Source organism: Actinomyces sp., from assembly GCF_030530635.1.
In the GTDB taxonomy this organism is placed as follows: Bacteria; Actinomycetota; Actinomycetes; order Actinomycetales; family Actinomycetaceae; genus Actinomyces.
On the sequence record NZ_JAUMUL010000040.1, the window covers coordinates 1 to 13,349 of the forward strand.

Genomic DNA, 13,349 nt, shown 5'->3' on the forward strand with positions numbered 1-13,349 from the left:
CGGTGGTGTGGGCGTGCCGGGGACGTCATGAACACGTGTTGGCGCCATCGACACGTGTTTTGGAGGTTTGCACGTGCTAGACACCTGCAAACCTCCAAAAACACGTGTGCTCGGACCGAAGTCGTGTCTGCGAGGTCAACTCGTGTACTCCAGCCCCGCGGCCAGACGCCGCATCACACCCCGACCCGCCACATCACACCCTCCGGCGGATGGTGCTGTCCTGGCGACCCAGGATACCGGCGTCGCGGTTGCGGTGCGCATGAAGCATCGCGATCTGGACTGCGATAGCACCGGCTGCTACGACTCAGCGGCCCAGTAGTTCCTCATTGAGTCGAAGTGCAGGGCGTGCAGGCGCTCGGGTGCAAGCACGACGGGCTTGCCCTTAATCCGTGCGGTGAGATCCCCGAGCACGGTACGCAGTGCGCCGGGCGCCAACGGCGTCGGCGCCGCCGGACGGTAGTAGGCCACGGTGATGTGGGGCGTGAACGGCCCGGAGGGAACGATCTCATCGAATAGGGCTCGTACCGACAGCAGCTTGTAATGCTCAGCCTCGTCCACGGCCCTGATCCCGACGACGACGCTCGTGTTCACCAGGTTGAACACCGCCGTACAGCTGGCGCGAATGGGGCAAATTGCGCGCGCCCGCGCCACCAACTCCGAGGCCGCCGCCGCCCTCGGTGAGATGACGCGCTGCGGCCGTTAGGAGGCGGCCATCGCAGACCGTCATCAGCGGCAGCCGTTCGGCACGGCCATGAAGCACAGCTGCGGGGAACAATACCGAAGGGGCACCCTCACCGGAGACTGCCGTCCTTGGAGACCAGAATCATGATGAACTCAATGAAGGCCCAGATGCGGTTGCCCGTGGCGACGAGCCAAGCCGCCAGAGTACTCGCAACGAATCCAGGAGTCGCGCTATCAGCAATATCGCCGGTGACCGGATCCACGTTAGTCAATCCGATCACCAAGCCGACGAAGAACAGTACAATCACCGCCAGGGCAAGGCACAGGTGGATGATGCCATTGCGGGTCTGGCCGCGGTAGAAGTTGTGGATGCCCAGGCCGCCCAGGAAGAAGGCCAGCAGGGCTGCAGCCACCTTCGACTTGGGCGGCGCATAGCTCGCCTGCCCATAGGGCACCGCATACGGGGCCGCACCGTAGGCCCCCGGTCGGCCATACGCCTGCTGACTGCTGGCATAACCCTGCTGTTGGAAGCCGTGCACCGGGGGCGTCCCCGCAGTCTGTCCGTAACCGGTGCCAGCAGGCTTCCCGTATCCACTCTCGGGTTGCTGTGAGCCTGCGTCGGCGGACTGCATGTAGTCGGCCGCATGCGGCCACTCGGGGTCAGGATTAGTGGGGATCTGAGTCAAGACCGATGCCCTTTCAAGAGACCTGAACAACACGGCAGGCGTGGCGGGCCCACACGCCCGCCACGCCTGCTTTACAGCTGCCGCCCGTCCCACCGGCCGGGCAGGCGTACATACCGCGCCCACCGGCGGTCGAAGCGGCGATCGGACCGGGAGGTACTCAGCGAAGGCTGCCGTCGTTGGACACCAGGATCATGATGAACTCGACGAAGGCCCAGATGTTGTTACCGGCAGCGAGCAGCCACCCCAGGAGCGCGAACAAACCGAACCCGGCGGCGCCGGCGTCGTTGATCTCCCCGGTGGTCGAGTCGATACTGCCCGCCGCCGAGATCGCGCCAATGAAGATGAGCACGATCGCCGCACCGATGAGGCACAGGTGGATGACACCGTTGCGGGTCTGGCCGCGGTAGAAGTTGTGGATACCGAAGAAGCCGAAGAAGAAGGCCAGCAGCGCCGCCGCCACCTTCGACTTGGGCTCGACGTATCCACCCTGACCGTAGGGGGCGCCGTGTGCCGGCGCACCGTAACCGGGCTGGCTGTTGGTGTAAGCCTGCTGCTGACCGCCGTAGGCCGGGGGCTGCGGCGGCTGGCTGGGAGGTGGGGTCTGGGCCATGAATGAGTCTCCAATACGTGATATCGATGTGGTCCGCGGCGCGGACACGCCTCATACCGGTAATTCGGTTCTACGCCAGCTTGTCGCATGACGGCACATCGATGCAAGTTGGCCGGCGCGACTGTGGGTTTATTAATGCTCCGATACGCACGGCACGCCGTCGAAAGTGCCTCGCATCACACGACATTGAGGCAAGATCACCCCATGAGAACTATCGACGTCGCCCCCCTCCCGCTGTCGGACCTCGAGAGCCACCTTGACGAGGTCGCCACGCGGCGCCTGCGCGACGGCGTCGCCGCCGCCCGCACCCTACTGGAAGGACGCACCGTCTGGACGATCACTCCGACGTCCGCGGCGGCGTCGGGCCCCGCGGAGATCGTCGCCCCACTGGTCGGTTACGCACTGGACATCGGCGTGGACGCCCGGTGGCTGGTGCTCGACGCGCCGCGGGAGTTCACCACCATCTCCGCCCGCCTGCACGCCGGCATCCACGGCGACCGCGGAGACGGCGGCAAGCTCGGCGAGAAACAGCGCGACATCTACGAGCACGTGATCGCCTCCAATGCAGAGAACGTGATCGACGATATTCGCGACGGCGACGTCGTCATCCTCCACGACCCGCCCACGGCCGGACTGGCCAAGGCACTCAAGGCGGCCGGCGCAACCGTCATCTGGCGCTGCCACCTGGGCGCGCAGGACACGGGAGACACCGGCCAACGCGCCTGGGCATTCCTGGACCGCTACCTGGAGGAGGCCGACCTCGTAGTCGTTTCCCGCCCGAACTACCGGCCTCCCTTCGTGGAGCCGGAGCGGTGCACGGTGATCGCCCCCTCAATCAACCCCGACTCCCCCAAGAACCGGGTACTGGACCTGGACGAGGCCTGGTCGGTGGCGCGGCTGGCCGGAGTGTTCGCCGGTGAGCCACCCTTCGATGCGGTCGCCCTTGTACACGAGGACGGGCGCCCCGACGCGATTCGCGAACTGCCGTCGTTGGCTGGTGCGGGACTGCCGGTGCCGCAGGGGGTGCGTGTGATCACTCAGGTGTCCCGGTGGGACCGGCTCAAGGGCGGCAAGGAGCTGATCGACGCCTTCGCCGCCAATATTGCGGCACTACCCCCCGATGCGCACCTGCTGCTGGTGGGCCCCGACCCGGATCCCGAGCGCGACCCCGAATCCGCAGCAGTGCTGGGCGAGGTGCTGGACCGCTGGGACCTGCTGCCGGAGTCGGTTGCGGCGCGCGTGCATATCGCGGCCGTGCCCATGCACGACCGGGACGTCAACGCCACCGTGGTCAACGCCGTCCAGCGCGTGGCCGATGTGGTCACGCAGCGCTCGCTGGTGGAGGCCTTCGGGCTGCCGGTCGCCGAGGCGATGTGGAAGAAGGCGCCCGTGGTCGCCTCTGCCGTAGGCGGCATTCAGGATCAGATCGACGACGGCGTCGACGGCGTACTGGTGGACCCCGCCGACGGCGCGGCCTGGGCGCAGGCGGTAGCCGACGTGCTGCGCTTCCCCGAGCGTGCGAGCGAAATGGGGCTGGCGGCGCACGAGTCGGTGCGTCGGGAGTTCCTGCCCGACCGACACCTACTGGATCTGGTAGACGCCATCGCCCACGCCCTGGAGTGACCGCCCGCGAAGCGACCACGAGGTTATCCACAGATTTTATCCACAGCTTTGTGCACAGACCCGGAGACCGGGACGATTGCGCCACTCACCCTGTGGGCAGCGGCTCGGGCCGCTCCTCGTGCCGTCGCAATCCGCGTCAGCAGCACCGAACAGGCACCCTCACAATCCCAGTACAGCACTGACATCCACGCGGTCAAATCGCTGCAATCATGCGGTTTTGTAACGTCACGCTAAGCATCGGACTGTCAGCGCATTCACGCCAGAGCGCGTTTTCGTCGCACCTGTGGCATGACGCGGCGCAGCACCACTGCCGTCGGTGCAAGCCCGCGAAATCGCACACACCCCCTGTGGGGACACAAGAAGTTATCCACAGGCAATGGGGATGAGAGCAAGAATGAACAGCCGCGTTATCCGCAACGTCCTTAAGCCCCGGCAGCACCCGCCGACGCGGACGCCGCCTACAGGGACCGGACCGTGGAATCGAGAACCATGGCAGCGGCCCCCAGTGCCGCTGCGGTACCGCGGTTCCGGGAGAGCCTGACCGACACCGGGCGCGTGGATTGCGCCGCGTAACGCATCCGCACTTCACGCTCAATGACCGGCAGATACACCGCTCCGGCCACGGCAGCGCTGGGGCCGGTGAGAATGACGGTGTTGTTGTCCAATACATTGACTACGGAACGGATCGCTGCGGCCAAGGCGCGGCCCGATTCGTCTAAGAGTTCACGCGCGCCCTGGTTGCCCGAGTGAGCCGCCCGGGCGACGGCTGAGAAATCCGCCTCCACCGATCCGCGGCCGCCGACCTCCTCGCCCAGCCCCGACCTCAGGCACCGACCAGCGCGCTGATGGCGGACTGGAACAGGCGCAGGCCGTCCACGCCCTGGCGCACCCCCGCGGCGGAGTCCGGACCGAAGCCGGGCTCGACGGCGTGCTCGGGGTGCGGCATGAGTCCGACGACGTTGCCGCGCGCGTTGCGCACGCCGGCGATGTCCCTGGCCGAACCATTGGGGTTGCCCAGGTAGCGGAAGACGACGAGTCCCTCGCCCTCCAGGCGGTCCAGCTCGGCGGGTGAGGCGATGAAGTTGCCCTCGCCGTTCTTCAGCGGAATGACGATCTCCTCCCCCTCCTCGAACAGGTTGGTCCAGGCGGTGGTTGTGGATTCCACGCGCAGGCGCTGCTCACGGCAGATGAACTTCTGGTGGTCGTTGCGGATCAGCGCGCCGGGCAGCAGGTGCGCCTCGGTGAGGATCTGGAAGCCGTTGCAGATGCCGAGCACGGGCATGCCCCGCCCGGCGGCCGCGATGACCTCGTCCATGACGGGTGCGAAGCGGGCGATTGCGCCGCAGCGCAGGTAGTCGCCGTAGGAGAAGCCGCCCGGGACCACCACGGCGTCCACGCCGTGGATGTCGGCGTCCTTGTGCCACAGGGAGACGGGTTCGGCGCCGGCGAGCCGGACTGCGCGGGCGGCGTCGACGTCGTCGAGCGTGCCGGGGAAGGTGATGACGCCGATGCGGGTCACTCAGGCCTCCTCGGGGTTCGGCGCGGCGTCCGCGCCGTCGGCCGGGTCGGCGATGACGGAGACGACGTCCTCGATGATCGGGTTGGACAGAAGCTTCTCGGCGGCCTCGGCGGCGGCGGCCAGGTGGGCGTCGGTGACGGGACCGTCAACCGTGAGTTCGAAGCGGCGCCCTTGACGTACACCGGTGAACTGTTCGAATCCCAGGCGGGGGAGGTTGCCCATGACAGCCTTGCCCTGCGGGTCAAGGATCTCGGGCTTGGGCATGACCTCGACGACGATGCGTCCCATCGGTCCTCCTGATGCGGTCGGGCGGGAGCGGGTCCGCGCCCAGCCTACCCGGCCGCGCCCCATGAATCGGATTCGCCCGCAACTTCTACCGATCTCGGCACGTAAGTTCTACCGATCTCGGCACGTAAGTTCTACCGATCTCGGCGATTAGATCGTGCCGAGCCAGTCGCCGGCCAGTCGGACGGCCAGAATCCCACCGATGGCCAGGGCCAGTGTGCCCAGCAGCCATGCGGTCCCCAACACGGGCGCCAGGACGGCGCAAACCACCGCGGCGGCAAGCATGAAGCCGCCGACGGCTCCGGCCACACCTGCCGGGGCGTGCACGGACTGGTCCACGGTGGAGGTACCCATCACCGGCTTGGGCCCGGAATCCACACGCACACTGCCCCAGCCGCCGGGCGCACCCGGTTCCCGCCGTCCCGACGGCAGCGCAGCAACTGACGCGCCGGCGGCCGCCAGGAGGTGATGCGGGTCGGCAGCGTCGACCGTGCCAGTGGTCAGGCCGGCCGCGGCGTCCAGGATCGTGGGCTCCCACCGCTCGGCCTCATGGCGCACGGCGGTGCCGCCGGCCCAGGCCAGGTAGCCGGCGGCCGACACCAGTCCGGCGCCGCCGAGCACCACCACCAGCCACGGCGGCAGCCACGGGTGTCCCGCCTCGGCGTTGGTGGCCAGACGCATCGCCGACCAGGTGGCCAGGCCCAGCCCCACCACGGCGAACAGCACACCCGCCAGGCGTTGGCGCCGCACCGCCTGCGGCCAGGGAGTGTGCCCCGGCGTCCCGGAAACGGCCGGAGCCGCCGTGCGGCCCACACCCCAGTCGGTACCGGTTTGCCTGCGCCGAGCACGGGGCGTCTCACGCGGGTCCGCCGGTGAGCCCCAGTCGACGTCGGGCTCCGCCCGTAGCTCTTCGTCCGCGCGGCCGCGGTCCGTCCGGCCCGCGGCGTAGGCCGCTGCGCGCGCTCCGGTACCCCAGTCGACGGGGCCGCGTTCCTCCTCCCTGCGGCGGTCGCGCATGGGCGGTGTCATGCGATCACCTGCCCGAGGATGGAGGCCAGTCCGAGGGCGAGGAGCAGGAATCCGAGCGTGCCCGCCAGCAGCTGGAGCACCCGGATCAGGGTCTCGCCGACTCCGGTGCCGGCCAGCAGTTCGTCTGCCTTGCGGCCCGCGCCGGTGGTGGCCAGCGCGGTGGTCAGCGGCCCGGTGACGACGTCGAGTGTGGTCAGCTCCCGCCGCCCGGAAGAGTCCGGGATGATCAGGTCGGTGCCGGGCACCGTCAGTGGAGCATTGGCCTCGTCCGGCCGCGCCGATCCACCGGCGCCGCGCGCCGCCCCGCCCCGTCTGCGCCGGGCGAGCCTGGCCCGGTTGCGCTCCAGCCGCAGCCGGGGGGCGTTGACGACCAGGGAGCGGGCCGGTACCCGCAGCAGTGCCAGCAGCCCGATGCCGACCATTATCAGCGCCACCCCACCGAGGATGGCGGACAGCCCGGAGGCGCCGAAGGCGCCGGCGGCCGCAGCGACCAGGGCGAGCAGCAGCACGATGCCAATACCTACCAGGACGATCACGAATCCCGGTCCCGGCCGGAAGCTGCGAGTCGTGCCGGGGAGGTCGGAGGCGGGGTCGGGGCTCAGAGGCGCGCTCATGCGATCGGCTCCAGCCGGCTGCCGGTCAGGCGCTCGTAGGCCTCCAGGTACCGCTGCCGGGTGCGCTGCACGACGTCGTCGGGCAGGGCAGGCGGAGCCTCGCCCGAGCGGCGGTCCCAGCCGGAGGCGGGCGAGGTGAGCCAGTCGCGCACGTACTGCTTGTCGAAAGAGGGGGTGGGGCGGCCCGGCGTCCAGGCGTCGGCGGGCCAGAAGCGGGAGGAGTCGGGGGTGAGGACCTCGTCGCCCAGGGTCAGAGCGCCGGTGGCGGGGTCCTGGCCGAATTCGAACTTGGTGTCGGCCAGGATGATGCCGCGTTCGCGGGCGACGTCGGCGGCGCGGGTGTACAGGGCGAGAGTGATCTCGCGCAGCGTCTCGGCCGCCTCGCGGCCGACCATCTCCACCACACGCTCAAACGACACGTTCTCGTCATGCTCGCCGAGTTCGGCCTTGGCGGCAGGGGTGAAGATCGGCTCCGGCAAGCGGGAGGCCTCGGTGAGGCCGTCCGGCAGGGGCAGGCCGCAGACGGTGCCGGAGGCGCGGTACTCGGCCAGGCCGGAGCCGGTGAGGTAGCCGCGGGCGACGCATTCGACCGGGTACATGTTTAGGCGGCGGCAGATCATGGCGCGGCCCGCGACCGCCGCGGGCACGTCCAGGCTGACCAGGTGGCCGGGCACGATGTCGACGAGCTGGTTCAGCCACCACACGGACAGCGCGGTGAGCACCTTGCCCTTGTCCGGCACCGGCGTGGACAGGATGTGGTCGTAGGCGCTGATGCGGTCGGAGGCGACCAGCAGGAGTACGTCCCGCCCGGCCCAGGGGCCGGCGTCGGCGGGGGCGTAGACGTCGCGCACCTTGCCGGAGGAGACGTGCTCCCAGCCGGGCAGGGCGGGGGCCGACGGCGGCACTCCCGCGCCGGGCTCGGCGGCGGGGGCATCAGGCTTGCTGGTCTCGCTCATGGCCCCATCCTGCCACCGCGCCGAGCCGACGGCGATGGGCACTCCAGCAGCGCCGACTCAGCGGCCGGCGGCGATGTCGGTGCGGTACTGGGCGCCGTCGAGGTGGATCTTGCCGATGGCCTCGTAGGCGTGGGCGCGGGCTTCGACGACCGTGTCCCCCAGGGCGACCACGGACAGCACCCGCCCGCCGGCGGCGACCAGGTTGCCGTCGTCGTCGCGGGCGGTGCCGGCGTGCAGGACGTGCACGCCATCCAGGGCTTCGGCGTCGGGGATGCCGGTGATCAGGCCGCCGGTGGTGACGGTGCCGGGGTAGCCGGGGGCGGCCAGGACGACGTCGACGGCGGCCTGCTCCGACCAGCGCAGGGCGGGGATCTCGGCCAGGCGGCCGGTGGCGGCGGCCAGCAGCAGTTCGGCCAGGGAGGAGTCCAGGCGCGCCAGGACGGCCTGGGTCTCGGGGTCGCCGAAGCGGACGTTGAACTCGACTACGCGCAGACCCTTGTCGGTCAGGGCCAGGCCGCAGTAGAGCAGGCCGATGAAGGCGGTGCCGCGGCGGGCCATCTCGTCCACCACCGGCTGGGCGACCTCGCGCAGCACCTGGTCGGTCAGGTCGGCAGGCGCCCAGGTCAGCGGCGTGTAGGCGCCCATGCCGCCGGTGTTGGGGCCGACATCGCCATCACCGAGCCGCTTGAAGTCCTGGGCGGGGGCGAGCGGGCGGACGGTGGCGCCGTCGCAGATGCAGAATAGGGAGACCTCCGGGCCGTTGAGGTAGTCCTCGACGACGACGGCCCCGCTCTCCTTCGCCAGGCAGGTGCGCCCGTGGGCGAGGGCGGCCTCGAGGTCGGAGGTGACCACCACGCCCTTGCCGGCAGCGAGCCCGTCATCCTTGACCACGTAGGGCGCGCCGTAGTTGCGCAGGGCGGTGTTCAGCTCGGCCTCGGTGGTGCAGGTGACGGAGTCGGCGGTGGGCACGCCGGCCGACGCCATGACACGCTTGGCGAAGGACTTCGAGCCCTCCAGCTGGGCGGCCTCGGCTCCGGGCCCGAAGACGGGGATGCCGGCGTCGCGGACGGCGTCGGCGACCCCGGCGACGAGCGGAGCCTCCGGGCCGACGACGACCAGGTCGGCGGTCATCTGGGTGGCCAGGTCGACGACTTCTTCCGGGGAGGTCGGGTCGATCTTGATGTTGGTGGCGATGTCGGCCGTCCCGGGGTTGCCGGGGGCGACGACGAGTTCGGTGGTGGCGGGGTCGGAAGTGAGGGCGCGGGCCAGGGCGTGCTCGCGCGCGCCGGACCCCAGCAGCAGGATCTTCACGGCTCCAGCGTAGCCGCCTCGCGGCGATCCGTCCCGCCCCATCACCGAGGTCGGTAGAAGTTACGTGCCGAGATCGGCGGTCAAGTGCCGTGGTAGACACCTCAGGACGCGGCGTCTGCATGCCCCGATCGAGCGCTTCGACATCTGGTGCACATGGCACGCCCAGTTGGGACACTAGGCGGAGGGAACCAACTCGACGCCCGCCTCCGCCAAGGCAGCGCGGGCCGCCTCGCCCTGCTCCGGGCTGACGGGAGCGGTCAGATCAGTAAGGACGCGCACGCGATAGCCGGCACGCACCCCGTCAAGCGCCGTCTCCTTAACGCAGTGGGACTCCGCGAGACCAACCACGTCCAGAGCCTCAATGCCGTGAACTCGCAAGAGTTCGTGCAGGCCCGCACCGGAGGCATCCACACCCTCGAAACCGGAGTAAGCGGGGGCGTACTGGCCCTTCTTGATACTCACGTCCACGGACAGCTGCGCCAGAACGGGGTGCAGTTCGGCCTCCTCGGTGCCGGCGACGCCGTGCGGGGGCCAGGTGTCCACAAAATCGGGGCTCTCGGAGAAATGGTCGCCGGGATCGATATGCCAGTCCTGAGTTGTAACCACCAGGTCGTAGTCGCCGCGGTGAGCGGCGGCGTAGGCGGCCACCCGCTCAGCCACCGCGTTCCCGCCGAATACCGGCAGGGCGCCGCCCTCACAGAAGGTCGACTGGACGTCGACGATGATCAGGGCGCGGTTGGCAGCAGTCATGGAACCACGCTAGCCGCCCAGGTGTCATGACACAAGGCGGTCCGGCCCGGGTGTCAAAATCGATGACAAACGTCTCGTGTGTTCGCACACACAGGCTCGGCAACCGCATGATTTCGCCATTTTCAAGAGCGTTGCGGACGTCGACTTCCCCGTTTGTCATCATTTTTGACAGCCATAGGACCGTCAGCCATGTGCGGGCGGCCGAGCAGATCGGCGCATGCGGCCAGCAGACTCCGAACCTCCGCGCCTACCTTCCCAAGGTGGACGTCCTTGCGGGTAAAACGAGCAACCCGATACCCCTGTCGGACCAGTTCCCGATCGCGGGTGCGATCCTTGGCGAACTGAAAGTCGTCCTCGTGGTAGGTGTAACCGTCCAGTTCCATAACCAGACGGCCGTCAACCAGTAGGTCTACCTCGCCCACATGCGGAATAACCACACCATCCTCGAAAGGGATCCCAGCATCGTACAACTGCAAGCGAGCCAGAGTCTCTAGTGGGGAGCGCGCCCGCGGGCTGGCCAGCGCCAGCCGCCGTAGCGCCTGCCGGGACCCCGGACCCCGCAGCAGCGCCGCGATGGTCTCGATGTTGGCATGTCCCTGGTGAAGGGCGGCGTCGCAGGCCATAAGTGGTGCTTCGCGGCTGGGATCGCAGCGCAGGTAGCGCGCCAGCATGAGCGGCACTGGCGCAACCGGGAACCGAGTCAGGGGAGGCGGCTGAAAGGAGCCTTCAGCATGCAGCACCTCGCCCTTGAGCGAAGGCACCGTTCTGCCGCGAGGAAACGCCAAATGCACCGGCACCCACCGCCGCAGGCGTGGGTATCCATAATGCTTGGCGGCATGCATACAGGTGATCACCCCGCCATGGATGCGAGCAAGAACCAAGTCCCAGCCCACGCCAGGCAAACTCACCACCCCATGAGGATGCGCAATCAGCTCGCGAGCCTCGACCAACCTCTCGATGTGACGACGCTCCGTCCGATCCGGATGCAAGTCCCGTATCCGAACGGCGCCATGGCATGCCCGTACCCGCGCGAGAATGTCGTCATCATCCCGTCCCATGCGCAGAGGATGCGTCGGCGGACGACACCGCGCCACCCGCCCCAACGAGACCTGTGGATTCGCCCTGCACGAACCCCGCCTGTGGAAACCGGGGGTATACATCCCGCAGGGTGTCAAAATCGATGACAAACACCTCGAGCCCCCGCCGGAGCCAGGTCTACTACCGCATAATTCCAACGTTTTTCCGGACGATTCAGATAGCGGCCCCCTCGTTTGTCATCGATTTTGACACTCACAATGCCCATTCCACCCGATCGCCGGCCTTGGTGGTAAACACGGCCCGCCTGGAGTCGGTGTCCGGCAGCCGGAATCGGGCAGTCCCGGAGACGCACTGTCCAGGTTCGAGCACGAGGTCGTAGAAGCCCTCGTCGTCCCACAGCGCCAGGACGCTCTCGCCCCCCGCCTCCACGGAGAGGCTGAGCACGCCGACGGAGTTCTGCGCCGCGGCAGCGGCGTTGGTGGCGTTGATCAGTTCACCACCGCACAGGTCCACCAGCAAAGCAACGTCCACCTGGTTCCCCGGGGCGGCTTGCACCTGTGGGTCTCGTACCACCACCGTAGTCCCATTGGGCAGGGTTGCTGTCGCACCCAACTCGTAGGAGGCCTTAAGAGTCTCTGCTCTCCCCAGGTACCACCACAGCGGTCCGACCACTAGGAGGAGCGCCGCCACCGCGACCCCGCACCGGACGAACCTGCGGCGCAGCCTTGCCCGCCTGCCGATCTCGGCCGCCCGCGCCGGCCAGGTCAATGCTTGCCGTCGAACGAGGCTGACCGCCCGGGGAGAGATCCGCTGCCGCACCATGGTGTGCAGGGCTCCCCTGCGGCGGTAGATGGACTCCTCCACGGTGACGTACTGCAGGTCCTCATCAATAATCGTGTAGGCGGTGTTCCCCTCCTCAATGACGACCAATGCGCGTGACAGATCCACCCGCCGTGCCGCCTCCGGGGCCTCATCGAGGCCATGCGCCGCCAGCACCGTGTCTCCCAGGGTGAGCACCTCCGCGTTCAGGGAACGTGCCTGCTGCTTGCTGAGGACAGGGGTGAAGCGGCGCCCCTGAGGCAGCGGCGGCGGCGCCAGGATCACGGGGAATTCCGGCATCGTGCCCGCCTGCCGCGCATGCGCCTCGGAGTCCGCCACATGCATCGTTTCCAGGAGCGCAGCATGGGCCTGGAGGACACCCGCGGAGGACGCGGCGGGGGCCTCGGGCAGATCGAACAGGCGCCTGCCCACCTGGTACTGCCCGCCGGTGAAATCGGCGGCCCGGACCAGTGCCTCGTCCAGGACCTCCTGCAGCACCGGCTCCGTTTGCGGCACCAGGCGCTCAAGCAGGCGCCTCCTGGCCGAATCGGTCAGGTAGGCGCCCCGGGTGCTGTAGGTGATGAACAGCCTGTCGCCCATTTCAGCGAAGTCGACGGCCAGCACCAGGTCCGGGTCGCCGAAGGAATTCAGCAGCCGGTTCACACGCATCGCCAGAACGTGCCCCGCCGCATAGGTGCACGGATCGTAGGGGCCGACGACGGACGCCAGGTAGTTGGGCGCCTCGCCGATGAGTGTGCCGCGTCGGTCGCCGCGACCGGGGGTGAAGGCCACCGACGTCAGCCCGGACAAGTCATCCGGTATCTCGAAGGACTCCAGCACCCGCGTCGTCGACAGGGCGAACTGGCTGCCCACCAGATCGGGCTGAGAGGTGAGGAACACCGCCCGGTGCGTCCCCCTGGACGGGTCGAGTTCGGCAAGCAGCCGCTCCGCCCGCGGGTGCAGGTCCGCAACTGTCGCGTCCACCCAACCCAGCGACATGGAACTGGGGCCGAAGCGCAGGTTGGCGTCGTCGTGCCAACAGGGCGGGCTCTCGGCGGGGACCTCTAGGTCGGCGGGGAGGGCGGGTCTGGCGAAGAGCTCGGCCAGTCGGGCCCAGGCCAGGAGCACCCCCTCCCGCCGACCGACGACGTTGATGGTGAAGTCCTTGGGACCGACGTGGACCTGAGCGTCCGGGACGGACACGTCCTGTCCGCCCAGGTCCACCGGCTGGTTGAGCGCCTTGGTAAGAGCCTGCGCCAGGAACTGTAGGGTGCCTCGGGCCTCGGGGGGCTCGTCCGCGCTGCCGTAGGCGAGCACGAGGCGCATCATGACCTGCTCGACGGCGCCGCTGCCGGCATCCGGGGCGGCGAACGCGTCATTCCATGCCCAGTCGAGCCCATTGTGCCGTTGCCAGTGCAGCATGCGTCT

The 13,349-nt window shown here is 68.8% G+C and carries 14 protein-coding genes; 1 reads left to right on the top strand and 13 read right to left on the bottom strand.

Translation table 11 applies throughout. The features are described from left to right. Positions 1–297: 297 nt before the first annotated feature. The 3 genes from Q4A20_RS09745 to Q4A20_RS09755 all read right to left on the bottom strand — a co-directional run bounded on the left by Q4A20_RS09745 (position 298) and on the right by Q4A20_RS09755 (position 1,977). Entirely contained in the window at positions 298–591 is a 294-nt protein-coding gene (locus Q4A20_RS09745; RefSeq protein ID WP_303122556.1) for a hypothetical protein, read from the bottom strand. A gap of 200 nt (positions 592–791) precedes the next feature. Next, on the bottom strand, positions 792–1,367 hold the full coding sequence (locus Q4A20_RS09750) for a TM2 domain-containing protein (RefSeq protein ID WP_303122557.1): 576 nt from the start codon (positions 1,365–1,367) through the stop codon (positions 792–794). A 157-nt stretch (positions 1,368–1,524) separates the two neighbouring features. Beyond that, positions 1,525–1,977 carry an NINE protein gene (locus tag Q4A20_RS09755; protein ID WP_303122558.1) on the bottom strand — a complete coding sequence of 151 codons (453 nt, stop codon included), beginning with the start codon at positions 1,975–1,977 and terminating at the stop codon, positions 1,525–1,527. A gap of 204 nt (positions 1,978–2,181) precedes the next feature. Here Q4A20_RS09755 and Q4A20_RS09760 point away from each other — a divergent pair, with 204 nt between their 5' ends. Then, entirely contained in the window at positions 2,182–3,600 is a 1,419-nt protein-coding gene (locus Q4A20_RS09760) for a glycosyltransferase (protein ID WP_303122559.1), read from the top strand. Positions 3,601–4,058: 458 nt separating this feature from the next. Here the strand turns inward: Q4A20_RS09760 and Q4A20_RS09765 are convergent, their stop codons facing one another. From Q4A20_RS09765 to Q4A20_RS09810, 10 genes are all read right to left on the bottom strand, one after another. Beyond that, complete coding sequence (locus Q4A20_RS09765; protein WP_303122560.1) at positions 4,059–4,385, bottom strand: ROK family protein; 327 nt, start codon at positions 4,383–4,385, stop codon at positions 4,059–4,061. A gap of 38 nt (positions 4,386–4,423) precedes the next feature. Next, positions 4,424–5,119: a phosphoribosylformylglycinamidine synthase subunit PurQ gene (gene purQ / locus Q4A20_RS09770; protein ID WP_303122561.1), complete on the bottom strand. Its 696-nt coding sequence runs from the start codon at positions 5,117–5,119 to the stop codon at positions 4,424–4,426. Then, on the bottom strand, positions 5,120–5,407 hold the full coding sequence (gene purS, locus Q4A20_RS09775; protein WP_303122562.1) for a phosphoribosylformylglycinamidine synthase subunit PurS: 288 nt from the start codon (positions 5,405–5,407) through the stop codon (positions 5,120–5,122). 147 nt (positions 5,408–5,554) lie between these two features. Continuing rightward, a complete protein-coding gene (locus Q4A20_RS09780; RefSeq protein ID WP_303122563.1) occupies positions 5,555–6,433 on the bottom strand; it encodes a PsbA protein in 879 nt (292 codons plus the stop codon). Beyond that, on the bottom strand, positions 6,430–7,047 hold the full coding sequence (locus Q4A20_RS09785) for a hypothetical protein (RefSeq protein WP_303122564.1): 618 nt from the start codon (positions 7,045–7,047) through the stop codon (positions 6,430–6,432). Before Q4A20_RS09785 ends, Q4A20_RS09780 begins: the two co-directional genes overlap by 4 nt. After that, positions 7,044–8,003, bottom strand: coding sequence for a phosphoribosylaminoimidazolesuccinocarboxamide synthase (locus Q4A20_RS09790; RefSeq protein WP_303122565.1), 960 nt, complete (start codon positions 8,001–8,003; stop codon positions 7,044–7,046). Before Q4A20_RS09790 ends, Q4A20_RS09785 begins: the two co-directional genes overlap by 4 nt. 57 nt (positions 8,004–8,060) lie before the next feature. Next, on the bottom strand, positions 8,061–9,314 hold the full coding sequence (gene purD / locus Q4A20_RS09795) for a phosphoribosylamine--glycine ligase (protein WP_303122566.1): 1,254 nt from the start codon (positions 9,312–9,314) through the stop codon (positions 8,061–8,063). Positions 9,315–9,488: 174 nt separating this feature from the next. After that, on the bottom strand, positions 9,489–10,064 hold the full coding sequence (locus Q4A20_RS09800) for an isochorismatase family protein (protein ID WP_303122567.1): 576 nt from the start codon (positions 10,062–10,064) through the stop codon (positions 9,489–9,491). 122 nt (positions 10,065–10,186) lie between these two features. Further along, complete coding sequence (locus Q4A20_RS09805; RefSeq protein ID WP_303122568.1) at positions 10,187–11,122, bottom strand: endonuclease domain-containing protein; 936 nt, start codon at positions 11,120–11,122, stop codon at positions 10,187–10,189. A gap of 232 nt (positions 11,123–11,354) precedes the next feature. Beyond that, the gene (locus Q4A20_RS09810; protein ID WP_303122569.1) at positions 11,355–13,343 is read right to left on the bottom strand and encodes a hypothetical protein; all 1,989 of its coding nucleotides are present in this window, start codon (positions 13,341–13,343) and stop codon (positions 11,355–11,357) included. Positions 13,344–13,349 lie beyond the last annotated feature (6 nt).